The sequence below is a fragment of the Nonomuraea sp. NPDC050383 genome, from assembly GCF_044459125.1.
Taxonomy (GTDB): domain Bacteria; phylum Actinomycetota; class Actinomycetes; order Streptosporangiales; family Streptosporangiaceae; genus Nonomuraea.
On record NZ_JBITIP010000004.1, the window covers coordinates 416209 to 440664 of the forward strand.

14 protein-coding genes are annotated in these 24456 nt (G+C 72.1%); 10 read left to right on the forward strand and 4 right to left on the reverse strand.

Annotated features, from left to right (window positions below):
- Positions 1-218: 218 nt before the first annotated feature.
- Complete coding sequence (locus ACIBG4_RS13310; RefSeq protein ID WP_397202016.1) at positions 219-1604, forward strand: glycoside hydrolase; 1386 nt, start codon at positions 219-221, stop codon at positions 1602-1604.
- Between the two features lie 129 nt (positions 1605-1733).
- On the opposite strand, the gene ACIBG4_RS13315 is transcribed toward ACIBG4_RS13310, so the two are convergent.
- A complete protein-coding gene (locus ACIBG4_RS13315) occupies positions 1734-2507 on the reverse strand; it encodes an enoyl-CoA hydratase-related protein (protein WP_310708710.1) in 774 nt (257 codons plus the stop codon).
- Between the two features lie 139 nt (positions 2508-2646).
- Between ACIBG4_RS13315 and ACIBG4_RS13320 the strand changes: the two genes are divergently transcribed.
- Entirely contained in the window at positions 2647-4563 is a 1917-nt protein-coding gene (locus tag ACIBG4_RS13320) for an N-acetylmuramoyl-L-alanine amidase (protein WP_397202017.1), read from the forward strand.
- Here the strand turns inward: ACIBG4_RS13320 and ACIBG4_RS13325 are convergent.
- Positions 4526-5422, reverse strand: a complete 897-nt coding sequence (locus tag ACIBG4_RS13325) for a MurR/RpiR family transcriptional regulator (RefSeq protein WP_397202018.1) — start codon at positions 5420-5422, stop codon at positions 4526-4528. The genes ACIBG4_RS13320 and ACIBG4_RS13325 overlap by 38 nt on opposite strands.
- 58 nt (positions 5423-5480) lie before the next feature.
- Positions 5481-8063: an alpha-glucan family phosphorylase gene (gene glgP, locus ACIBG4_RS13330; RefSeq protein WP_397202019.1), complete on the reverse strand. Its 2583-nt coding sequence runs from the start codon at positions 8061-8063 to the stop codon at positions 5481-5483.
- A 239-nt stretch (positions 8064-8302) separates the two neighbouring features.
- Here glgP and ACIBG4_RS13335 point away from each other — a divergent pair, with 239 nt between their 5' ends.
- The 3 genes from ACIBG4_RS13335 (at position 8303) to ACIBG4_RS13345 (ending at position 13605) form a co-directional block, all read left to right on the forward strand.
- Positions 8303-10456, forward strand: a complete 2154-nt coding sequence (locus ACIBG4_RS13335; RefSeq protein WP_397202020.1) for an alpha-1,4-glucan--maltose-1-phosphate maltosyltransferase — start codon at positions 8303-8305, stop codon at positions 10454-10456.
- 71 nt (positions 10457-10527) lie between these two features.
- Positions 10528-12228 carry a maltose alpha-D-glucosyltransferase gene (gene treS, locus ACIBG4_RS13340; protein WP_397202021.1) on the forward strand — a complete coding sequence of 567 codons (1701 nt, stop codon included), beginning with the start codon at positions 10528-10530 and terminating at the stop codon, positions 12226-12228.
- A 3-nt stretch (positions 12229-12231) separates the two neighbouring features.
- Positions 12232-13605: a phosphotransferase gene (locus ACIBG4_RS13345; RefSeq protein ID WP_397202022.1), complete on the forward strand. Its 1374-nt coding sequence runs from the start codon at positions 12232-12234 to the stop codon at positions 13603-13605.
- A 38-nt stretch (positions 13606-13643) separates the two neighbouring features.
- Here the strand turns inward: ACIBG4_RS13345 and ACIBG4_RS13350 are convergent, their stop codons facing one another.
- The gene (locus ACIBG4_RS13350; RefSeq protein ID WP_397202023.1) at positions 13644-14498 is read right to left on the reverse strand and encodes an NAD(P)-dependent oxidoreductase; all 855 of its coding nucleotides are present in this window, start codon (positions 14496-14498) and stop codon (positions 13644-13646) included.
- 101 nt (positions 14499-14599) lie between these two features.
- On the opposite strand from ACIBG4_RS13350, the gene ACIBG4_RS13355 reads away from it, so the two are divergent.
- The 5 genes from ACIBG4_RS13355 to ACIBG4_RS13375 all read left to right on the forward strand — a co-directional run bounded on the left by ACIBG4_RS13355 (position 14600) and on the right by ACIBG4_RS13375 (position 24453).
- Entirely contained in the window at positions 14600-17857 is a 3258-nt protein-coding gene (locus ACIBG4_RS13355) for a BTAD domain-containing putative transcriptional regulator (protein ID WP_397202024.1), read from the forward strand.
- 191 nt (positions 17858-18048) lie between these two features.
- Entirely contained in the window at positions 18049-18717 is a 669-nt protein-coding gene (locus ACIBG4_RS13360) for a hypothetical protein (protein WP_397202025.1), read from the forward strand.
- A 1-nt stretch (position 18718) separates the two neighbouring features.
- Positions 18719-19915: a copper amine oxidase gene (locus ACIBG4_RS13365; RefSeq protein WP_397202026.1), complete on the forward strand. Its 1197-nt coding sequence runs from the start codon at positions 18719-18721 to the stop codon at positions 19913-19915.
- Between the two features lie 127 nt (positions 19916-20042).
- Positions 20043-22313 (forward strand): 1,4-alpha-glucan branching protein GlgB, encoded by a 2271-nt coding sequence (gene glgB, locus ACIBG4_RS13370; protein WP_397202027.1) that lies wholly within the window; start codon positions 20043-20045, stop codon positions 22311-22313.
- A 217-nt stretch (positions 22314-22530) separates the two neighbouring features.
- Positions 22531-24453, forward strand: a complete 1923-nt coding sequence (locus tag ACIBG4_RS13375; protein ID WP_397202028.1) for a S8 family peptidase — start codon at positions 22531-22533, stop codon at positions 24451-24453.
- The last annotated feature ends 3 nt before the right edge of the window (positions 24454-24456 follow it).

The window sequence follows — 24456 nt, forward strand, 5'->3', positions numbered from 1 at the left end:
ACCATAGTGGGAAATCGCCACCCGCCATCGCGCCGTGCCCGAATGGCAACACCATCTCTTACTCGCGCCCTCGCGGACCCGCTCCCCGGAGCGGGAAGGCCGCCCAGCTCAAGCCTCCCGGCACTGACAGGGGTGTTGACGGATGCCCGGCCGGCGCTTACGTTTCCGGGACGCGCGCGAAATATATCGTTGAAGTTCCGAAAGTTTCGGAGGGCGCCATGTGGCGAGGCGTTGTCGCGATCACCCTGCTCGGCCTGCCGGCCGTCCACGTCCCATCCGCCGGTCCATCCACCGGCCCGCCAACTGACCCATTCACTGGGCCGGCCCCCGGCCCGTCCGCGGCCGCGATCACGGTGCGCGAGCACGTCCGCCACCAGGCGATCGACGGCTTCGGCATCTCCCAGGCGTTCCGCCGCAACGAGCTGGTCCGCGCCCTGCCCGAGGCCCAGCAGCGGGAGATCCTCGACCTGTGGTTCGACCGCGGCAAGGGGGCCGGACTGAGCATCCTGCGCCTCGGCATCGGCTCCTCCCCCGCCGGCAGTCCGTACGACCACATGGTGTCGATCCAGCCCGAGGACCCGGGCGGCCCCGACGCGCCGCCCCGCTACGTCTGGGACGGCGACGACAACAGCCAGGTCTGGGTCGCCAAGGCGGCCAAGGAGTACGGGGTGCGCCGCTTCTTCGCCGACGCCTGGAGCGCCCCCGGCTACATGAAGGACAACGGCGACGACAAGAACGGCGGCTCGCTCAAGCCCGAGTGGCGCGCCGCCTACGCCCGCTACCTGGCGCAGTACACCCGCTTCTACGCCCGCGAGGGCATCAGGATCACCGACCTCGGCTTCACCAACGAGCCCGACTGGACCGCCACGTACGCCTCCATGCGGTTCACCCCGGCCGAGGCCGCGGAGTTCGCCAAGGTCCTCGGGCCCATCGCCAAGGGCGTGGACGTGGTGTGCTGCGACTCCTTCGGCTGGAACGAGGCCAAGGCGTACACGGCGGCCATCGAGGCCGACCCGCAGGCCCGCCGCTGGGTGAAGACCCACACCGGCCACACCTACGCCAGCCCCGTGGACGGCCCCCTGCCCACCGCCCGCCGGACGTGGATGTCGGAGTGGAACCCCAACGGCAGCACCTGGGACGAGCGCTGGGACGACGGCGGCGGCTCCGACGGCATGACGATCGCCTCCGCCGTGCACGACGCGCTCACCCTCGGGAACGTCAGCGGCTACGTCTACTGGCTGGGCGCCTCGCGCGGAGCCACCCGGGCGCTGCTCCAGATCGACGAGACGGCCAGGACCTACCACGTGTCCAAGCGACTGTGGGCGCTGGCGGCCTACAGCCGGTTCATCCGGCCGGGCGCGGTGCGGGTGGACGCCTCCGCCGCCGACCCCGCGCTGAAAGTTTCGGCGTTCCGCAACGCGGACGGCTCCCGGGTGGTGGAGGTCCTCAACACGGGGACCGCCCCGGTCACGTGGAGCGACGTACGCGGCCGGGCGACGGCGTACCTCACGGACGAGACGAACAACCTGACCCCGTCCCCGGTCAGGAACCGCACGGTGACCCTGGCCCCACGGGCCCTCACCACGGTGGTGGTCGACGGGTGACCACGGCCCCGGTGACCTGGCGGCCGTGACGGCGCCCGGCCCCGTGCGGGCTCAGCGGCCGTGTCCCTGGAGGCCCTCAGCCGCGTGCGGCGACTGGGGGCTGCCGGGCCGTGCCGTGACGGAAGGAAGTCAGCGCCCGGAGAACTTGGGGCGCGTCTTCTCGGCGAAGGCCGTCATCCCGGCATGCGCGTCGTCGGTGGCGAACAGGCCGGAGAACTGGAGGCGCTCGATCTCCAGCCCCGTGTCCAGGTCGGTCTCCAGGCCCTGGTCGATCGCCTGCTTGGCGGCCCGCAGCGCCACCGTCGGGCCGCCGGCGAACGTGGCCGCCCACTCCAGCGCCGCCGTGTGGACGTCCGCGTCCGGCACCACCCGGTCCACCAGTCCCATCGCGAGGGCCTCGGCGGCCGGGACGTGCCGGCCGCTGAAGATGAGGTCCTTGGCCCGCGCCGGTCCGACCAGGCGCGGCAGCCGCTGCGTGCCGCCCGCGCCGGGGATGATGCCGAGCTGGATCTCCGGCTGGCCGAGCTTGGCCGACTCCCCCGCGACGCGGAAGTCCGCGCACAGCGCCAGCTCGCACCCCCCGCCGAGGGCGTATCCGGTGATCGCGGCGATGACGGGCTTGCCGACGCGCGCGACGGCGGTGAAGCAGTCCTGCAGCGTCCGGGAGTGCAGGGCCATGTCGGCGTAGGACATGCCGGCCATCTCCTTGATGTCGGCGCCGGCGGCGAAGACGCGCTCGCCGCCGTAGAGCACGACCGCGTGGACGTCGGGGTCGGCGTCGACGGCGCGGGCCGCCTCGGCGATCTCCCTCTGCACCTGGCCGTTGAGTGCGTTCATCTTGGGGCGGTCGAGCCTGATGGTGGCGGTCTGCCCGGCGACCTCTACGCGTACGAACTCAGCCATGCCCCGACCCTACAAGAGCGCCCTGCGGAAGATCGGCCGCCGTGAACTGCTGAAAAAAACCTTCGCAAAGCTCTCGCCGAAGAAAGAAAATGTTGAGACGCTGTGCCTGCACCACGCCCCCAGCAGTCTAGGAGCGCCCATGCGCAGAGCGCTGGCGATCGCCGCTGTCGCCTTCCTTCCCTTAGCGAGCATTCCCACGGCGGCCCACGCCGCCGAGCCCGACGACCGGCAGCAGGCGTTCACCGCCGCCGCCGAGGAGTTCAAGGTCCCCGAGAGCGTCCTGCTCGGCGTCTCCTACCTGGAGTCGCGCTGGGACGCCCACGCCGGCCAGCCCAGCAACAACGCCGGGTTCGGCCCGATGCACCTGACCGACGCCGCCTCCTTCGCCGGCTCCAACCACCACGCGGACGGCGAGGAGGACCCCCGCGGCGACGAGGCCCGGCCACTGGCGGCGCCCACCGCGACCCCCGCCCCCGCCGAGATCCCCGCCTCGCTGCGGACCATCGAGAAGGCCGCCGAGCTCACCGGCGAGAGCCGCGAGAAGCTGCGCGCCGACGACGCCGCCAACATCAGGGGCGGCGCCGCCCTGCTCGCCGACTACCAGAAGTCGATCGGCGCGCCGCTGAGCGGCGACCCGGCCGAGTGGTACGGCGCGGTCGCGAAGTACTCCGGCGCCGAGGAGTCGCAGGCCGCCAAGGTCTTCGCCGACGAGGTGTACGCGACCATCAAGGAGGGCGCCGACCGGGTCACCGACGACGGCGACCGCGTCACCCTCAGGCCGATCCCCGGCCTGGAGGCCGTCGAGAAGTGGCTGGAGAAGCTCGGCCTGCGCCCGCCGCGCCGCGACGGCGTCGAGTGCCCGCCCACGATCTCCTGCGAGTGGATCCCGGCCGCCTACGCCCAGCTCCCCGGCGACGACTACGGCCACTACGACCTGGCCGACCGCCCCGCCAGCCAGAAGATCGACTACATCGTCATCCACGACATGGAGGGCTACTGGGGCCCCTCGGTCAAGCTGAACCAGGACCCGACCTGGCCCGGCAGCTGGCACTACTCCGTCCGCTCCAGTGACGGCCACATCGCCCAGCAGATCAAGACCAAGGACGTCGGCTGGCAGGCCGGCAACTGGTACATCAACGCCAAGTCCATCGGCATCGAGCACGAGGGCTTCCTGGCCGAGGGCAGCACCTGGTACACCGAGGCGATGTACCGGTCGTCGGCCAAGCTGGTGCGCTACCTCGCACTGCGCCACGGCGTGCCGCTCGACCGCGCGCACATCCTCGGCCACGACAACGTGCCCGGCACGCTGCCGACCACGGTGAAGGGCATGCACGAGGACCCGGGCCCGTTCTGGGACTGGACGCACTACTTCCAGCTGATCGGCGCCCCGCTGCACCAGTTCGGCGGCCCCAGGGCCGGCTCCATCATGATCAAGCCGGACTTCGCGACGAACAAGCCGTACTTCTACGGCTGCGACCGCAAGAACCCGGAGAACGCCTGCCCGCCGCTGCCCGCTTCCACGGTCTGGCTGCGCACCGAGCCGCGCGCCGACGCGCCGCTGGTCAAGGACATCGGCAAGCACCCCACCGGCGAGTCGCTCTACAGCGTGTACGACCACAGCGCCCGCGCCACCACCGGCCAGCGCTTCGCCGTGGCCGACCGGCAGGGCGACTGGACGGCGATCTGGTACCTCGGCCAGAAGGCGTGGTTCCACAACCCCGCCTCGGCGCCGACCGCCGTGCCCTCCATGGGCCTCGTGGTGACGCCCAAGCCGGGCCTCGCCACGGTCCCGGTGTACGGCAGGGCCTACCCGGAGAAGGAGGCGTACCCGGCGGACATCCCGTACCAGGCGGTCACCCCGCTGCAGTACACCTTCTCGGCCGGCGAGAAGTACACGCTGGCCGGCCCGGCGGCGACCGAGTACTACCGCGCGGTCACCTTCGAGCCGGAGCCGCACAGCGTGGTCAAGGGCAAGACGAAGTACCTGGAGATCCAGTTCGGGCACCGCGTCATGTTCGTCAAGGCTGACGACGTGCGTGTGACGTTCTCCGGGTGAACTCCTGAATGGCGCGCCTGGTGCTGTTCCACGCCTCCTGGGAGGAGTCGAACGTGCGCTGGGCGACGCCGACGAACACGCAGTCGATGACGAGGAGCTGGCTGATGCGGCTGGCCAGCGCGCCGGGACGGAACTCCGTCTCGCGCCCGGCCGAGATGAGCACGTGCTCGGCCAGCTCCGCGATCGTCGAGCGCGGGTTGTTGGTGATCGCCACGGTGGTGGCGCCGGCCTCCTTGGCCCGGCCCAGCGGCTCCAGCACGTCGGGCGTCTCGCCCGACGTGCTGATGCCGATGGCCACGTCGCCGGGCTTGAGCAGGACGGCGCTGGTCAGCGCCAGGTGGGCGTCCTGGAAGGCGTGGCTGGACAGGCCGATGCGCAGCAGCTTCTGCGCGACGTCCGCCGCGACCAGGCCCGAGGCGCCCACGCCGTAGGCGTCGACCCTGCGCGCCCCCACGATGGCGTCGATGACCAGGCCGAGCCGCTCCGAGGTGAGCTGGGCGACCGTGTCGTTGATCGCCTCGGACTCGGCCCTGGCCACCTTGACGATGACCTCCGACAGCGGATCGTCGGGCGCGAGGTCGCCGGGCACCAGCCGGTCGGGCTGGGCGGCCGCGGCGGCCAGGGCCAGGCGGAGCTGCGGGTAGCCCGCGAAGCCCAGCAGCCTGGCCGTGCGCACGATCGTGGCCTCGCTGGTGCCGGAGGCGGCGGACAGCTCGGTGATGGTGCTCCGCGCCACCGTCGCGGGATCCTCCAGGATGAGGCGTGCGACGGTCTGCGCGGCGGGCGTCAACGAGGGAAGCACGCCGCGGACCGTGGCCACCAGAGTGTCGGCTCGCACGCCGTTCCCGCTGTCGTCCACATCCCGATTATCCAGCGCCGTCAAGGCCCTCCGCCCCGGCAGGGCGGAGACCCCGTCGTCACCGGAGGGTGCCGTTGGTCATCCCGACCGGCTCCTCCGGCACGGTGACCAGCCCCAGCTCGGCCGGCGAGGCCGCCAGCGCGTGATGGGGCACCACCCGGACCGTGTAGCCGAACGGCCCCGTGCGGTCCAGCGGCACCACGCCCTTGTAGTGGGCGCGGCCGTCGTCGTCCGTGTCGACGGGCGTGAGCGCCAGGTAGCTCGGGCGGATCAGCTCGTCGTGCGGCCCGACCTTGCCGTAGGCGGCCTGGACGAGCACGTCGTCCGGGGTCAGGTCGCCGAGCGCGATCGTGGCCCGCAGCTCCAGCGCGGCCCCCACCTCCGGGGTGTCGCCGATGCCCGAGCCCTCCACGTGCTCGACCCGGACCCCCGGCCACGCCTTGGCCACGCGCAGCCGCCAGGCGGCGAAGGCGCGGGCCCCGGCGGAGGAGTCGGCCGACAGCGCGCGGCCCGCCTTGGCAGCCGGCGTGTAGAGGCCGACGACGTAGTCGCGCAGCATCCGCCCCGCGAGCACCTTGGGCCCGAGCGAGGTCAGCGTGTGCTTGACCATCTCCATCCAGCGGCGCGGCAGCCCGTCCGCGGCCCGGTCGTAGAACCGGTCGGACACCTCGTGCTCGATCAGGTCGTAGAGGGCGGCGGCCTCCAGCTCGTCACGCCGGTCGGTGTCGGCGACGCCGTCGGCCGTGGGGATCGCCCAGCCGTTGGTGCCGTCGTACCACTCGTCCCACCAGCCGTCGCGGATGGACAGGTTGAGCCCGCCGTTCAGCGCCGACTTCATGCCGGACGTGCCGGACGCCTCCAGCGGGCGCAGCGGGTTGTTCAGCCACACGTCGCAGCCCTGCGTCATGAGCTGGCCGAGCGCCATGTCGTAGTCGGGCAGGAACACGATCCGGTGCCGCACCTCGGGCTGGTCGGCGAACTTGACGATCTGCTGGATCAGCTTCTTGCCACCCTCGTCGGCCGGGTGGGCCTTGCCGGCGATCACGATCTGCACCGGCTTGTCCGGGTCGAGCAGCAGGCTCTTCAGCCGTTCGGGGTCGCGCAGCATGAGCGTGAGCCGCTTGTACGACGGCACCCGCCGGGCGAAGCCGATCGTCAGCACGTCCGGGTCGAGCGCGTCGTCGATCCAGCCGAGCTCGGCGTCGGAGGCACCGCGGTCGCGCCAGGAGCGGCGCAGCCGGACCCGCGCCCCCTCGACCAGGCGGCGCCGCAGGATGCCGCGGATGTCCCAGAGGTCGCCATCGGCGATCTTCTGCACACCCTCCCAGCCGCGCGCCCGCTCGATCAGCGAGGGCAGCTCGCGCCCGGCCAGCTCCATCAGCTCACGGCCGACCCAGGTGGGGGCGTGGACGCCGTTGGTGATCGAGCCGATCGGCACCTCGGCCACGTCGAAGCCCGGCCAGAGGCTCTTGAACATCTCCCGGCTGACCTCGCCGTGCAGCACCGACACGCCGTTGACGCGCTGGGCCAGCCGCATGCCCATGACCGCCATGTTGAACCGGCCGGGGTCGGCCTCGGCGCCCAGGGCGAGGATGCGCTCCACGGGCACGGTCGGCCAGGCGTTGTCGCCGCCGAAGTGCCGCTCGATCATCTCGACGGGGAACCGGTCGATGCCCGCGGGGACGGGCGTGTGCGTGGTGAACACCGTGCCGGCCCGCACGGCCTCCAGCGCCTCGTCGAACGACAACCGCGCCTCGGTGAGCTCGCGGATGCGCTCCAGGCCGAGGAACCCGGCGTGGCCCTCGTTGGTGTGGAACACCTCGGGCTCCGGGTGGCCGGTGATGCGGCAGTAGGCGCGGATGGCGCGCACGCCGCCCACGCCGAGCAGCAGCTCCTGCATGAGCCGGTGGTCGGTGCCGCCGCCGTAGAGGCGGTCGGTGACGTCGCGGGCCGCGTTGTCGTTGTCGGCCACGTCGGAGTCGAGCAGCAGCAGCGGCACCCGGCCGACCTGGGCCACCCAGAGCTGGGCGTGCAGCGCCCGGCCCTCGGGCAGGCCGACGCGGATCTTGACGGGGGTGCCGTCCTCCTCCTTCAGGAGGGTCAGCGGCAGGCCGCCCGCGTCGAGCGACGGGTAGTGCTCAAGCTGCCAGCCCTCGGGCGACAGCGACTGGGTGAAGTAGCCGTGGCGATAGAGCAGGCCCACGGCCAGGATGGGGACGCCGAGGTCGCTGGCGGCCTTGAGGTGGTCTCCGGCCAGGATCCCGAGCCCGCCTGAGTACTGCGGGAGCGCGGCGGCGATGCCGTACTCGGGGGAGAAGTAGGCGATGGCATGCGCGGCGTCGGGCAGCGTCTGGTACCACCGCGGGGCGGTCATGTACTCGCGCAGGTCGTCGGCGGCGTCGGCCAGGCGGCGCAGGAAGCGGCGGTCGGCCGCCAGCTCGGAAAGCCTGGAGGGGTCCACGGCGCCGAGGAGGGCCACCGGGTCGTGGCCCACCTGTTCCCACAGGCGCGGGTCGACCTCGGCGAACAGGTCTGTGGTCTCGGGGTGCCACGACCATCGGAGGTTGTGGACCAGCTCGCCGAGTGCGGCCAGCTCCCGGGGCAGGACTGTGCGTACGGTAAACCGGCGGATAGCTCTCACGTTTGTGCACCCTATGGGCTAGGAGGGACCTCTCAGTCCCTCACCCTCAGCAAGGACGTTCAAACCCCTTCCGGGAAGAAGCATGAAGCGCGACGATTGGGGCAACTTCCACCATTGTCAGTTCTCCCGGGGACACGGGAGGTCTATCCGCTGCTGCCCACAATTTACATGCAAGGATCGTTCTTGCCACGGAAGCCTCCGGCGGTACCGAGTGTGCCGTCGCAACCTCGAAATGCGCGATGATCGGAAGAATTCCCATCACGGACATCCACCCCGTCGTCGACTGCGGGCAGTGGCCCGCCAAGGCGGTCGCCGGCGAGACCTTCCAGGTCTCGGCGACCGTGTTCCGAGAAGGTCACGATGCCGTGGCCGCGGGCGTGGTGTTCACCGCGCCCGACGGGCAGCGTGACCGCCTGAGACCGATGCACGAGCTGGCCCCCGGCACCGACCGGTGGGGGGTCGAGGTGAGTCTGCCCACCGAGGGCGAGTGGCTCTTCCGCCTGGAGGCGTGGAGCGACCCCATCGCGACGTGGCTGCACGACGCGGACATCAAGATCCCGCGCGGCCTGGACGCCGATCTGATGTGCGAGGAGGGCGCCCGGCTGTTCGAACGGGCCGCCCGCGGCGTGCGGCAGGCCGACTGTCCGGTTGCCGGCGGGCGCACGGCGCCGCAGGCCAGGAACGGGCACATCCCGGCCGACCCGGCCAGAGCCGCCGCGCGCGCGGCGGCCAGGCAGGGATCACTCAAGGAGGCGTCCCGGGAGAAGGGGACGGGCGTGAGCGCGTGCGGGCACCGGGCGGCGCTGCTCGCCGTCGCCTCCACGCTGCGCGACGACGAGCTGGACCCGCGGGCCCGGTTGGCGATCGCCCAGCTCCCCGAGACGGCGGCGCTGCTGGAGGCGCACCCGCTGCGCGACATGGTCACCCGGTCACGGCCGAGGAAGATCAGGGTCGATCGGCGCAGAGCCCTGTACGGCTCGTGGTACGAGTTCTTCCCGCGGTCGGAGGGCGCGGTCGCCGACGAGTCCGGCGTCAGCCGGTCCGGGACCTTCCTGACGGCGGCCAAGCGGCTGCCGGCCGTCGCCAAGATGGGCTTCGACGTCGTCTACCTGCCGCCGATCCACCCGATCGGCCGGACGTTCCGCAAGGGGCGCAACAACTCGCTCAGCCCGGAGCCCGACGAGCCGGGCTCGCCGTGGGCGATCGGCTCGGAGGAGGGCGGGCACGACGCGGTCCACCCGGACCTCGGCACGCTGGAGGACTTCGACGCGTTCGTCGCCCGCACCCGCGAGCTCGGCATGGAGGTGGCGCTCGACCTGGCGCTCCAGTGCTCCCCCGACCACCCGTGGGTCAAGGAGCATCCGGAGTGGTTCACGGTCCGCGCCGACGGCACGATCGCGTACGCCGAGAACCCGCCGAAGAAGTACCAGGACATCTACCCGATCAACTTCGACAAGGACCCCGAGGGCATCTTCGCCGAGGTCAATCGGGTGGTCCGGCACTGGATGAACCACGGCGTGCGGATCTTCCGGGTGGACAACCCGCACACCAAGCCGGTGGGCTTCTGGGAGCGGCTGCTGGCCGACATCCACCAGACCGACCCGGACGTGCTGTTCCTGGCCGAGGCGTTCACCCGGCCGGCGATGCTCCAGACGCTGGCCAAGGTGGGCTTCCACCAGTCGTACACGTACTTCACGTGGAAGAACTCCAAGCCGGACGTGGAGTCCTACCTGTCGGAGCTGGCCCAGGACACGTCGTACTTCCTGCGGCCGAACCTGTTCGTCAACACGCCGGACATCCTGCACGAGTACCTCCAGCACGGAGGGCTTCCCGCCTTCAGGATCCGGGCCGTGCTGGCCGCGCTGACCTCGCCGACCTGGGGCGTGTATTCCGGGTACGAGCTCGGAGAAAATAGTCCAGTTCGCCCGGGAAGCGAAGAATATCTCAATAGCGAGAAATATCAGTACAGACCTCGCGATTGGGATGCGGCGGAGCGCGAAGGTCGTACTCTCGCCCCGCTGATCACGCATCTTAATTTGTTCCGAAGAGCCCATCCGGCTCTGCAGGAATTGCGTAACCTACGGTTCCATCGGGTCGACCAGCCGGACACCGTCTGCTTCTCCAAGCGGCTCCCGGGCGCCTACGACCCCGCCACACGAAGGCACGGGCTGGGCGACGTCGTCCTGGCCGTCGTCAACCTCGATCCGCACCACACCCACGAGGCGACGGTCGAGCTCGACATGCCCGCGCTCGGCCTCGACTGGAACGCGGAGTTCGTGGTGGACGACGAACTGTCCGGCGAGTCGTATCGTTGGCGACAGAGGAATTATGTCCGCCTCGATCCCCATATCCGTCCTGCCCACATCTTCACCGTTCGAGCCGCGCCACGGTAGACCAGAATTCAGCGGGGAGTCTTCAACGTGTGTGTCAGCGCCTCCCTCATGAACCCTCCAAGGGAGGGCTCATGAGCTCCACACCCATACCCAACCCCTACGACGAGGAAAAGCCTCGCGACCCGTACTGGTACAAGCGCGCGGTCTTCTACGAGGTCCTGATCCGAGGCTTCTCCGACTCCAACGGAGACGGCACGGGCGACATCAAGGGCCTGATCAGCAAGCTCGACTATCTCCAGTGGCTCGGCGTCGACTGCCTGTGGCTGCTGCCGCTGTACGAGTCGCCGCTGCGTGACGGCGGGTATGACATCGCCGACTTCATGAAGATCCTCCCGGAGTTCGGCGATCTGGGGGACTTCGTGAAGCTGGTCGACGAGGCCCACAAGCGCGGCATGCGTGTCATCGCCGACCTGGTCATGAACCACACCAGCGACGCCCACCCGTGGTTCCAGGCGTCCCGGCACGACCCGGAGGGTCCGTTCGGCGACTTCTACGTCTGGGCCGACGACGACTCCGGCTACTCCGACGCGCGGATCATCTTCATCGACACCGAGACCTCCAACTGGACCTACGACCCGGTGCGCGGCCAGTACTACTGGCACCGGTTCTTCCACCACCAGCCCGACCTGAACTACGAGAACCCGGCCGTGCAGGACGCGATGCTGGAGGTCCTGCGCTTCTGGCTCGACCTCGGCATCGACGGGTTCCGGCTGGACGCGGTCCCCTACCTGTTCGAGGAGGAGGGCACCAACTGCGAGAACCTCCCCCGGACCCACGAGTACCTCAAGCGCGTCCGGGCCGAGGTTGACCGCCTCTACCCCGACAGCGTCCTGCTGGCCGAGGCCAACCAGTGGCCCTCGGACGTCGTGGACTACTTCGGCGATCCGGTCGGCGGCGGCGACGAGTGCCACATGGCGTTCCACTTCCCGCTGATGCCGCGCATCTTCATGGCCGTGCGCCGGGAGTCGCGCTACCCCATCTCCGAGATCCTGGCCCAGACCCCCAAGATCCCCGAGAACTGCCAGTGGGGCATCTTCCTCCGCAACCACGACGAGCTGACGCTCGAGATGGTCACGGACGAGGAGCGCGACTACATGTACTCCGAGTACGCCAAGGACCCGCGCATGCGCGCCAACGTCGGCATCCGCCGGCGCCTGGCGCCGCTGCTGGAGAACGACCGCAACCAGATCGAGCTGTTCACCGCGCTGCTCCTGTCGCTGCCCGGCTCGCCGGTGCTCTACTACGGCGACGAGATCGGCATGGGCGACAACATCTGGCTGGGCGACCGCGACGGCGTGCGCACCCCCATGCAGTGGGACCCGGACCGCAACGCCGGGTTCTCCGACTGCGACCCGGGGCGGCTCTACCTGCCGGTGATCATGGACCCGATCTACGGCTACCAGGGTCTCAACGTCGAGGCGCAGCAGAAGAACGGCGGCTCGCTGCTGCACTGGACCCGGCGCATGATCGAGATCCGCAAGCGCCACCCGGTGTTCGGGCTCGGCGAGTTCATCGAGCTCAACTCCTCCAACCCGAGCGTTCTGGCGTTCGTCCGCGAGCTGGGCGACGACCGGATGCTGTGCGTCAACAACCTGTCCCGCTTCCCCCAGCCGGTGGAGCTGGACCTGCGGAGATTCGTCGGCGTCTCGCCTGTCGAGACGATGGGCGGGGTCCCATTCCCACCAATTGGCGAGCTTCCGTATCTTTTGACGCTTCCGGGGCATGGGTTCTACTGGTTCACCCTCCCGCCGGCAGCCACCCAGGAGGAATAGGACGTGCTTGAGCAGCTCCTTGCCGCATGGATCGGTCGTCAACGATGGTTCGGCGGCAAGGGGCGCCCGATCGACAGAGTGTCGATCGACTCCGACGCCACGATCGAGTCCGGTGACCCCGGCCTACGTCACCTGATCGTGTCGGTGTGGCAGGAAGGCACGCGCGACCGCTACCAGCTGCTCCTCGGCATGCGCTCCGACCTGCCCGAACGGCTCTCGCACGCGCTGATCGGCAACTACGGCCCGTACACCTTCCAAGAGGGGCCCTCCCACTCCGACTGGTACGCCTACGACGCCGTCCACGACCACGAGCTCACCCCGTGGCTGCTCGACTGCATGGGACGCGACTGCGACTGGGAGACGGTGCGCTTCCGCCACCTGCCGGACCTGGAGATCGACACCTCCCTGCGCAGCCTCGTGCTGGGCGCCGAGCAGTCCAACACCTCGCTGGTGTTCGGCGACGCGTACATCTGCAAGCTGTTCCGCCGGCTCGTCCCCGGGATCAACCCCGAGCTGGAGATCGTCACCGCGCTCGCCGAGCGCCACGCGCCGCACATCGCCCAGCCGTACGGATGGGTGGAGACCGACCTCGACGGGGTCCCGACGACGCTGGCGTTCATGCAGGAGTTCCTGTCGAACTCCAACGACGGCTGGGACCTCGCGCTCGCCAGCGTCCGCGACTTCTACGCCACCGTGTCCGGCGTCAGCGCGGCCGACGCGGGCGGCGACTTCGCCGGCGAGTCCTTCCGGCTCGGCGCGGCCACCGCGCGCGTCCACCACGAGCTGGCCGAGGCGTTCCCCACCGACGTCATCGAGACGCACGAGGTCAAGCGGATGTCCGAGGGCTTCAGGCAGCGGCTCGGCCGGGCCGTGGCGGAGGTGCCGGAGCTGCGCGAGCACGTCGGCGCGATCGAGGCCGTCTACCACCGGGTCCAGGAGCTGACCACCGAGGTGCCCGTGCAGCGGGTCCACGGCGACTACCACCTGGGCCAGGTGATGCGCACCAACACCGACTGGGTGGTGCTGGACTTCGAGGGCGAGCCAGGGCAGCCGCTGGCCGAGCGCACGGCGCTGTCGTCACCGCTGCGGGACGTGGCGGGGATGCTCCGCTCGTTCGACTACGCGGCTAGGCACCTGCTGGCCGGGCGGCCCGACGCCGCGTCGCTGGAGCCGAAGGCCGAGGAGTGGGCCGCCCGTAACCGGACCGCCTTCCTCGACGGCTACACCGACGGCGGCGGGACCATCTCGGCCGGCGACGCGGCGCTGCTGCGGGCCTTCGAGATGGCCAAGGCGGTCTACGAGGTCGGCTACGAGGCCCGCAACCGGCCCGCGTGGATCGGCATCCCGCTGGCCGCCTTCCGCCGCACCGGCCTCTGACGCGTCAGGCTTCGTGTGGCGCTTCGCCCTGTGGCGCGTCAGCGCAGTTCTTCGATGAGCCCGGACAGGCCCTCGGCGCCGTGGCCGCGCGCCACCCGCCGGTCGATGAGCTCCTTCATCGGCAGCAGCAGGTCCGGGCGGACCCCCTGCTCCTCGAAGGCGATCACCAGATTGGCCACGCCCACCCGGTTGACCTCCAGGTTGGAGACCTCGGTCGCGTAGTCGCCGCTCTCGATCTCCTCGGCCCCGCGCGGCTGGGCCGAGGCCATCGCGTGCAGCCACGGCACGAGCAGCATCTCGGTGAACTCCCGCACCGGCCGCTTCTCGGACGCGATCAGCGCCGCCGCCTCCAGGAACCCGGCGATCTGGCCGTACATGCCGGTGAGCATGGCCAGGTCGTACAGCGGCGCGAGGCCCGGGTCCTCACCCAGGTAACGGGGCTCGGCCAGCGGCTTGAGCGCGTCCTCGTACCGGTCGAAGGCGGCCGGGGAGCCGCTGTAGAGGATCAGCGCGCCCGGCCCTCCGATCATCTGCGGGACGGCCATGATGCCGCCGTCCAGGTACTCGCCGCCAAGCTCCGCCACCCAGCGGCTGGTGTCACGGGCCTCGGCGGGGCGGCCGTTGGTGAGGTTCAGCACCGTACGGCCCGCCAGGTCGGCGCCGTCGAGGATCTCCCGGGCGGCCTGGTAGTCGAGCACGCAGACGATCACCAGCGAGGCGGACGCGACGGCCTCGGCGGCGGTGGCGGCACCGGTGGCACCCTTGGCGGTCAAGGGGCCGGCCTTGGCGGCCGAGCGGTTCCAGACGGTGACGCGGTGGCCGGCGGCGAGCAGGGTCTCGGCCAGGGCGGTGCCCATGAGGCCGAGGCCAAGAACCGCAATATTCTCCGACATTTCAGGATTCCTTAGGTTGTGGGGACGACGGGAATCCACGGTGCCGGACCGGCGTTATGGTGCGGTTCGGAGAGCGTTATGGGGGGCTGATGAGGTTCGGGGTGTTGGGCCCTCTGGCGGTGTGGGCGCCCGGCGGCGAGCCCGTCCAGGTGCCGGAGCTGAAGGTCCGCACGCTCCTGGCCGACCTGCTGGCGCACCGGGGCACTCCCGTCTCCACCGACCGGCTCATCCTCGACCTGTGGGGCGACCGCCCTCCCGCCGGCGCGCCGGCCGCGCTGCGCGTCAAGGTGTCGCAGCTGCGCCGCGTCCTCGGCGACCGTGACCTGATCGTGCACCAGGGACGTGGCTACGTGCTGCGAACCGGCGGAGCGCTCGACGTGGACGCCGACCGGTTCGAGGCCCTCCTGGACCGCGCCCGGCGCGGCGGCGGCCTCCCGGAGCGCCGGGCCCTGCTGACCGAGGCGCTGGCGCTCTGGCGCGGCCCCGCGTACGCCGGCCACGGCGACGAGGAGTTCGCCCGCGCCGAGGCCGCCCGGCTGGAGGAGCAGCGGCTGGTGGCGCTGGAGGAGCTGGCCGAGACACGGCTCGCGCTGGGCGAGCACGGCCCCCTGGCGGCCGACCTCGCGGGCCTGGTCGCCGAGCACCCGCTGCGCGAGCGCCTGCGGGCCGCCCAGGTGCGCGCCCTGTACGGGGCCGGGCGGCAGGGCGAGGCGCTGGCCGGCTACGCCGACCTGCGTACCCGGCTCGCGGACGAGCTGGGCATCGACCCCGGGCCGGAGCTGGTGACGCTGCACCAGGCCATCCTGGAGCGCGACCCAGCCCTGGAGCCCCCTCCCCGGCCCTCACCCCCTTCTTCCCTCGCCCCCTCCCCGGCCCCGTTCCCGGCTCCCGCGAACCTGCCGGCCGCGCTGACCCCGCTGGTCGGCCGGGACGGGGCGGTGGCCGAGGTGCGTGCCCTGCTGGACGCGCACCGGCTGGTCACCCTCACCGGACCGGGCGGCGTCGGCAAGACGCGACTGGCGCTGGAGGTGGCCGCGCACCCGGGCCGTACGTTCCCGGGCGGCGTGTGGCTGGTCGAGCTGGCCGCGTCCGCGCCCGGCGGTGCGGCCACATCCGCGCCCGGCGGGATGGCGGCGACCGGTGGGATGGCAGCAGGGTCCGGTGGGGTGGCGGCGCGGTCCGGTGGGGTGGCCGAGGCGGTGGCCGCGACGCTGGGACTGCGGGACGACATGCCGGGGTCGCTGGCGGATCGGCTCACGGACCGGCTGGCGGCGCCGGGGACCGGTGAGACGCTGCTCGTGCTGGACAACTGCGAGCACGTGGTCGAGGAGGTCGCCGAGCTGACCGGGCGCCTGCTGGGCGCCGCCCCCGGGCTGCGGGTCCTCGCCACCAGCCAGGAGTCCCTGCGCGTCTCCGGCGAGGCGCTGTGGAGCGTCCCCCCGTTGAGCGTGGAGGCCGCCGTCGAGCTGCTGACGTCCCGGGCGGGCCTCCCGCCCGGGGCCGAGGAGCCCGGACGCGGCGCGCTCGTCGAGATCTGCGAGCGGCTCGACGGCATCCCGCTGGCCCTGGAGCTGGCCGCCACCCGGCTGCGGGCTCTCACGCCCCGCCAGCTCGCCGACCGCCTCGACGACCGGTTCCGGGTGCTCGCCCCCGGCCTGCGCGGCGGCCCGGCCCGGCAGCGGACGCTCCGCGCCATGATCGACTGGAGTTGGGAGCTGCTCGGCGAGCAGGAGCGGGTGGTACTGCGCCGGCTCGCCGTCCACACCGGCGGCTGCACGCTGGAGTCGGCCGAGGCGGTCTGCGGGGAGCCCGGCCTGGACGTGCTCGGCCCGCTGGCCCGCCTGGTGGACCGGTCGCTGGTGGTGCGATCGGCGGACGGCAGGTACCGGCTGCTGGAGTCGGTGGCCGCCTACTGCCTGGACCGGCTGGGCGAGGCCGGTGAGCTGGACGCCGTCCGGCTCCGGCACGCCCGCCACTACGCCGAGCTGGCCGAGCGCGCCGAGCCGTACCTGCGCGGGCACGAGCAGCGCCGCGTCCTCACGCTGCTCGACGCCGAGAGCGCCAACGTCCGCGCCGCCATCGACCACTGCGTACGGCTCGGCGCGGCCGGCGAGGCGATCCGGCTGGTGAACGCGATGGCCTGGTACTGGGTACTGCGCGGCAGGCTGGGCGAGGGCCGCCGAGCCCTGGAGACGGCGCTGTCCGTGCCCGCGTCCGCCCCGACGCCGTCCGGCCCCGCGCCGTCCGCTCCTGGGCCGTCCGCTCCTGGGCCGCTGGACTCCGGTGGGGCGCGGGCGCGGCTCTGGCTGGACGGGCTGGAGGCGCTGGCCGGGCGGCCCCGCACGGTGGACGCCGGCCTGTTCGAGGCGGTCACCGACCCGGCGGAGCGGGCCATGGCGCGGTGGTTCGCCGGGTTCGCGCTGTTCGGCTTCGACGACCTGTCCGTCAGCATGGGGCTGATCGAGTCGGCGCTGGCCGGCTTCGAGGCCCTGAGCGACGGGTGGGGCACGGCCGCCGCGCTGAGCATCCGGGCCAGATGGGCGGGCATGCGGGGCGACCTCGCGACGCTCCGGCACGACGGCGAGCGCGGCCTGGCGCTCTTCCGCGAGGCCGGCGACAGGTGGGGCGAGATGCGGGCCGCGGAGAACCTCGGCACCCTGGCCGAGATCACCGGCGACTACGAGCAGGCCGCCGAGCTGCGGCGCGACGGGCTGCGGATGGCCGAGGAGCTGGGCCTGTGGGGGGCGGCCTGCGACGCCCTGTCGCGGCTCGGCCGGATCGCCATGCTGACCGGCGACCACGCCCAGGCCGAGGACCTCCACGGGCGGGCCAGGGCGCTGGCCGTGGCGCAGTCCAACCGGCCCGCCGAGGAGTTCGCGGAGGTCGGCCTGGCGCTGGGCGCCCGCAGGCAGGGCCGGCTGGACGAGGCGGAGCGGCTGCTGCGCAAGTGGATCGGCTGGGTGCGCGAGGTGTCGGGCGCGCCCGGCGAGGCGCTGATCCTGTCCGAGCTCGGATTCGTCGCGGAGCTGCGCGGCGACGCGGCCGCCGCCCAGGACCTGCACCTCGGGGCGCTCGCGGTGGCACGGTACGTCGGCGACCCCCGCGCCACCGCGCTCGCCCTGGAGGGACTGGCGGGCAGCCGCGTACTCACCGGGGAGCACGAGGAGGCGGCGCGGCTGCTCGGCAAGGCCGCGGCGCTGCGCGAGTCCGCGGGGGCGCCGCTGCCGCCCGGCGAGCGCGGCGACGTGGACCGGATCACGGCAGCCGCCCGCGCCGCCCTCGGCGACGGCGCCCTCGCCGCGGCCCTGTCCCGCGGCACCCACGCCCCGCTGGACGCCCTGCTCCCCCAGCCCGTCTGACGCCTGCCCGTCTGCCCGCTGCCCGCCGGCCCCGCCACGTCCGTCACACCGCCACGTCCGTCCCCCCGCCTGCGGCCCCGCTCCGCGCCCGGGGGCCGGAATCGCCGGGCAATCTCGCCGTTCCGCCGCGGGCCGCGCCCCGGACGATTACTCTTCGCAGGTGCTCGCAAACGAAGAGTAAAGGAGCCGGCATGCGCGGCGTGACTGTGCTCGCGGTCTCAGCAGGGGTCGTAGCGGTGATGACCGCCGCCGTCGTGCTGCTCCCCGGCGACGGCGCGCCGCTCACCGCGCGGGCGGCGCTGCCGGCGGCGGTCTCCCCGGCGCCCGGCGATCCCCTGTCCGACGCGGAGATCCAGCGGGCGGGCGACATCGCCACCTCCGCCGGCCCGCGGGCCCACTTCGCCGCCGGCCGGGCCGAGCTGCTCTACGTGGAGCGCGACGACGGCAAGGCCAGCGAGGGCGCCCGGCGGGCCGAGGCCTACGTCTACGACTACGGCACCGACACGCTGACCGTCCGCACCGTGGATCTCGGCGAGGGCAAGGTGGTGCGCGAGGTCTCCGGCACCGGCACCCAGCCTCCCCCGTCCCACCGTGAGGAGACGCGCGCCGCCGAGCTGCTGCTCGCGCACCCGCGCCTCGGCGAGGGCGTCAGGACCGCCTACCGGCGGGCCGCCGGCAAGCCGCTCGTCTCCACGGCCGATCTGTGGCTCCGGGGTCTGATCTACACGGCGCGGCGCGGAGCCTGCGCCACGCACCGGTGCGTGCGGCTGTTCGTACGGCTGCCGGACGGCACGTTCCTGGACACCAGCCGTGTCGTCGCCGACCTGTCCGCCAAGAAGGTTCAGATCCTGGAGTGGTGAGGTGTTCCTCCGTATCGCCCTCGCGGCCTTCGTCATCGCCGCGGCCCACGCCGCCCCGGCCCCGCGCGCCGTCCTGGCCTCGGCACAAGGTCCCGTCGTGGCCTCGGCGCCCGAAGGCGCGGCCGGGGCCGCGTGCGGCTCGCCGTACCTCATCGACCAGACGCTGCCGAACGGCGCGCGCTGGCGGATGTGCTGGGAGATGCGCACGATCGAGGGCCTGACCCTGAACCACGTCGTCTACGTCCCCAAGGGCAACGGTCCGCAGAACGTGCTACGCAGCGCGGCGCTCGCGCAGATCCACGTGCCGTACGACAGCGGCGAGCCGCGCTACCACGACCTGGGCTCGCTCGGCGAGTCCGCCATCGCGCTGAGCGCGGCCGACTGTCCGGGCGGGGAGCGGCGCGGCACGAAGGTGTGCGTCACCACCAGGGCGCGCGGCCACGCCCTGCTCAAGGACGGCTTCGGCGACGAGGAGCTCCGCAGGTCACGGCAGGGGCAGGAGCTGGTGGTGCTGTCGGCCTACCAGGTGGGCTGGTACGCGTACGTCGCGGAGTGGGTGTTCGGCGACGACGGCTCCATCACCCCGCGCCTCGGCGCCACGGGGTCGCTGGCCGGCACGGTCACCACGCCGGGGCACGGCTGGCCGATCGGCGTCGGGCGGCGGCACTTCGAGGAGTCCCACAGCCACAACGTGTTCTGGCGGCTGGACTTCGACGTCCACGGCGGCGCCCGCGACGCCGTGGAGCAGTACGACTTCACGGGCACCGGGACGAAGCGGCGCTTCATGGTCCGCACCCGCTTCACCCACGAGACCAGTGCCGTCAACGCGCCCATGCGCTGGTGGCGCGTCCTCGACCCCAAGGCGCTCAACGCCGACCGGCACCCCGTGTCCTGGCAGATCGACAACCCCGACAGCTCCGAGTACCGCGGCCCGGCCGACGAGGCGTTCACCCGGGCCGACCTGTACGTCACGCAGTACCACGCGTGCGAGCGCCTGGCCACCCAGAACCCGCTGCCGCGCTGCCGTGACTCCGTCGACCGCTACGCCGACGGTGAGCGGCTGACGGACCCGGTGGTCTGGGTGAACGTCGACTTCCACCATGTGGCCCGCGACGAGGACGCCGACCCGATGCCCGTGCACTGGCAGGGCTTCCGCGTCACCCCGCGCGACGTCACGGCCAAGAACCCGACTCCCTGACCCGGCCCCTCGAACGGCCGGTGCCCGGACATAGACCAGGTATTCCCAACTTTCGGTGATTGTCGCCGTGAAAGCGGGCAGTGGCTGGGATGGACGGTCGTCGTAGGGCAGGGTTGGGAGCATGCCGATGAGGACAGAGCTCGACCGCCTCGCGGGTGGGGCGCACCACGATCCCCACTCGATACTGGGGGCGCACCCCGTGGCGGGTGGTGTGACGTTCCGCACCCTGCGCCCGCTGGCCGAGCGGGTGCGGGTGGTGCTGGAGGACGGGACGGCTCACGAGCTGAAACACCAGGCACATGGCGTGTTCGAGGGCACGGTGTCCGGGCTCGACAAGGTGCCCGCGTACACGTTGAGCGTCCAGTACCCCGGCGGCGAGCCGCACGAGGTCCGCGACCCGTACCGTCACTGGCCCACGCTCGGCGAGGTCGACCTGCACCTGATCGGGGAGGGACGGCACGAGCGGCTGTGGGAGGTCCTCGGAGCCCGCGTCATGCGGCACCAGGACGTCGACGGCACCGCGTTCGCCGTCTGGGCGCCGAACGCGCGCGGCATCCGGGTCGTCGGCGACTTCAACCACTGGGACGGCACCGCCTATCCGATGCGCTCGCTGGGCCGTTCCGGGGTGTGGGAGCTGTTCGTCCCGGACGTGGGGGTGGGTGAGCGGTACAAGTTCCAGATTCTCGGCGCCGACGGCGTGTGGCGGGACAAGGCCGACCCGATGGCCCGCCGCACCGAGGTGCCGCCGCAGACCGCGTCGGTGATCGAGCAGACCGCGTACGCCTGGGCCGACGAGGCGTGGATGGGGCGGCGGCGCGAGGAGCAGCCGCAGCGCGGACCGATGAGCATCTACGAGGTGCACCTGGGCTCGTGGCGGCCCGGCCTGTCGTACCTGGAGCTCGCCGACCAGCTCGTCGAGTACGTGCTCGACATGGGGTTCACGCACGTGGAGCTGCTGCCGGTGGCCGAGCATCCGTTCGGCGGGTCGTGGGGCTACCAGGTGACGTCCTACTACGCGCCGACGGCGAGGTTCGGCACGCCCGACGAGTTCCGCCACCTGGTGGACCGGCTGCACCAGGCCGGCGTCGGCGTGCTGCTCGACTGGGTGCCCGCGCACTTCCCCATGGACGACTGGGCGCTCGCCCGCTTCGACGGCACCCCGCTGTACGAGCACGCCGACCCCAAGCGCGGCCTGCAGCCCGACTGGGGCACGTACGTCTTCGACTTCGGCCGCAGGGAGGTGCGCAACTTCCTGGTGGCCAACGCGCTGTACTGGCTGAAGGAGTTCCACATCGACGGGCTGCGGGTGGACGCCGTGGCCTCGATGCTGTACCTGGACTACTCGCGCCGTGAGGGCGAGTGGACGCCCAACATCTACGGCGGGCGCGAGAACCTCGACGCCGTCGAGTTCCTCAAGGAGATGAACGCCGTCGTTTACCGGGAGGCTCCGGGCATCTCCACCGTGGCGGAGGAGTCCACGGCCTGGCCTGGCGTGTCGCGGCCGGCCCACCTCGGCGGGCTCGGGTTCGGGTTCAAGTGGAACATGGGCTGGATGCACGACACGCTGGCCTACCTCCAGCACGAGCCGGTCTTCCGGCAGTACCACCACCACCAGCTGACGTTCTCGCTCATCTACGCCTACTCCGAGAACTACGTGCTGCCCCTGTCGCACGACGAGGTGGTGCACGGCAAGGGCTCGCTCATGGGCAAGATGCCGGGCGACGAGTGGCAGCGGTTCGCCCAGCTCAGGGCGCTGCTGGCGTTCATGTGGGCGCATCCGGGCAAGCAACTGCTGTTCATGGGCGGCGAGTTCGGCCAGGGCTCGGAGTGGTCGGAGGAGCGCGGGCTCGACTGGTGGGTGCTGGAGTTCGACGGGCACAAGGGCGTGCAGCAGCTCGTCCGCGACCTGAACGCGCGCTACCGCGAGACGCCCGCCCTGTGGGAGCTCGACACCGACCCCGCGGGGTTCCGCTGGATCGACGCCGACGACGCCTCGGGCAACACCTTCTCGTTCGTCCGGTACGCCGCTGACGGGTCCGCGCTGGCCTGCGTGGCCAACTTCAGCGGGGCGGCGCACGAGGACTACCGGCTCGGCCTGCCGTACGGCGGGGAGTGGGCCGAGGTGATCAACACTGACGCGTACGCCTACTGGGGCAGCGGGGTCGGCAACCTGGGAGCCGTGGAGGCGGCCGAGGACTCCTGGCACGGGCTGCCGTACTCGACCCGGCTGCGGGTGCCGCCGCTGGGCGTGGTGTGGCTGCTGAGGGAGGCCCCGGAGGCCGAGCCGTCGCCCGCCGAGGAGGAGGCCGCGGCGCTCGACGAGAGCGCGCGGATCGAGGAGCAGGCCGCGGCGCTCGACCAGGCCGTGCGGGCCGAGGAGCGGCCCGAGACCTTGTGATCACGTACGGGCCCGTCCGGGAGACTGGACGGGCCCGACGCCACCGGACGGGCCCGAGGTCGTCGTTCCGCCGTCGACCGAGGTCGTCGCGGCGTGGGTCTATGCGCTTCGCCGTCGCTGAGAGGTCGCCCGGAGTTCGCTGAGAAACCGTCTCCAGCCCTGTGCCTGCCGGATAAATCACCCTAAACTCCGAGATCATCCCCTGCTCGGAGGACGCGTGCGACTTCGCTCCCTGGTCACCTGGGTGACCACGCTGGCCCTGCTCACGGCAGCCCCCGCCGTCCCGGCCTTCGCCGACGACCCCACCGCCTCCCCCGAGACGTCCGCGCAGCCGGCGCCCACGCCGAGCACTCCCGAGGAGAAGCTGGAGGACGGCCTCGCGCTCGACCAGGGCACCGTACGCGCGATCGTGGAGCTGACCGACCCGGCCCAGCGCGAGCCGATCGCGGCCCGGGCGGCCGAGGAGAGCGTGGACGTGGTGCTGCGGTCGCGGACGCAGCCGTTCATGGTCGTGGAGGGCACGGCCGAGGAGTTGGCCGCGCTGGCGGACGACCCGCGCGTCACCGCCGTCCACCGGGACCGCGCCTATCCCCCGTCCGAGGTGTCGAACCTGCAGCTGATCGGCGCCGACCAGGCGCACGCGCAGGGGTTCAAGGGCGCCGGGCAGGCGGTGGCCGTCCTGGACACCGGCATCGACCTGGACCACCCGTCGTTCGGCGGCCGGGTCGTGGCGGAGGCGTGCTTCTCCGCCGTGGACGAGGGGGTCACGTCGCTCTGCCCCAACGGCCAGACCAGCATGGTCGGCGCGGGCGCGGCCGACGCCGTCACGGCCAGGTGCCTGGCCGGCGGCGTGAACCTGTGCGAGCACGGCACGCACGTGGCCGGCATCGCCGCGGGCGCCGAAGGGGTGGCGCCGGAGGCGAAGATCGTGGCGATCCAGGTGTTCAGCCGGGTGGACGACGAGAGCGTGTGCGGCGAGCCGTCCTGCCTGCTGGCGTACGAGTCGTCGCTGCGGCTGGCCATGGAGCACGTGGCCGAGCTGTCCACGCCCATCGCCGCGGTGAACCTCAGCCTCGGCGGCATGCTCCACGAGACCTCCTGCGACACCAGCGAGGAGGGCCAGGTCTTCAAGCCGCTGGTCGACGCGCTGCTCGCCAAGGGCATCGCGACCGTGGCGGCGGCCGGCAACGAGTACTACGAGGGTGTGTCGTTCCCGGCCTGCGTCTCGTCGGCCGTGGCCGTCGGCGCCAACGACGGGAACGACGTCATCGCCGACTTCTCCAACCGGGGCGAGCTGGTCGACCTGTTCGCGCCCGGGGTGGACATCGAGTCGTCGGTGCCGGACAACCAGAAGGCCGTGCACAGCGGCACGTCCATGGCCTCGCCGCACGTGGCCGGGGCGCTGGCGCTGCTGAAGGCGCAGTCGCCGGACACGCCGATGCCCGACCTGATCGCCAAGCTCACCTCGACCGGCAGACCGTACGCGTACCGCGCGAACGACAAGGACGTGGTCACGCCGCGCCTGGACGTGCTGGCGGCGCTGGGCGGCGCGAGCCCGCAGCCGACGGTCAGCCAGACGCCGGCCCCCGTCCCGACGGGTGACGACCCCGGCCCCGAGCCGGACCCCACGGACGGCAGCGGCCCGGCGCCCGAGCCCGACCCGACGGACGGCGACCCCGATCCCACGCCCACGCCGTCGTCCAGCCCGATCCCGCTGCCCACCGTCACGGTCACGGTGACGATCACCCCCACGCCGACCGCCGCCGCCACCCCGGCCCCGGTCTGCACGAGGGGCAAGACCGCCAAGCGGCTGACGGCCCGGCAGTGGGCCGTGGAGATCCACCGCTCCAGCGGCACGATCCCCGACGCGACGCTGACCTGCTACCTGAAGCTGGTGCAGAAGGCCAGCAAGGTGTTCCCCGAGATCACCAAGGCGTCGTCGCTGGGCACGGCGTACCGGGTGCTGAAGGCGTCCAAGACGTCCCGGCAGCGGCTGGACGCCTCGCTGCTGGCGGGCTGGCTGACCTGGGCCCACGGGACGAACGGCACGGCCAAGCTGGCGAGCGCGGAGAAGGTGCGGCTGAGCGCCAAGGCCAAGGCCGCCTCCCTGAAGAAGGCGGCCCGGACCCTGGCCAAGTAGCTG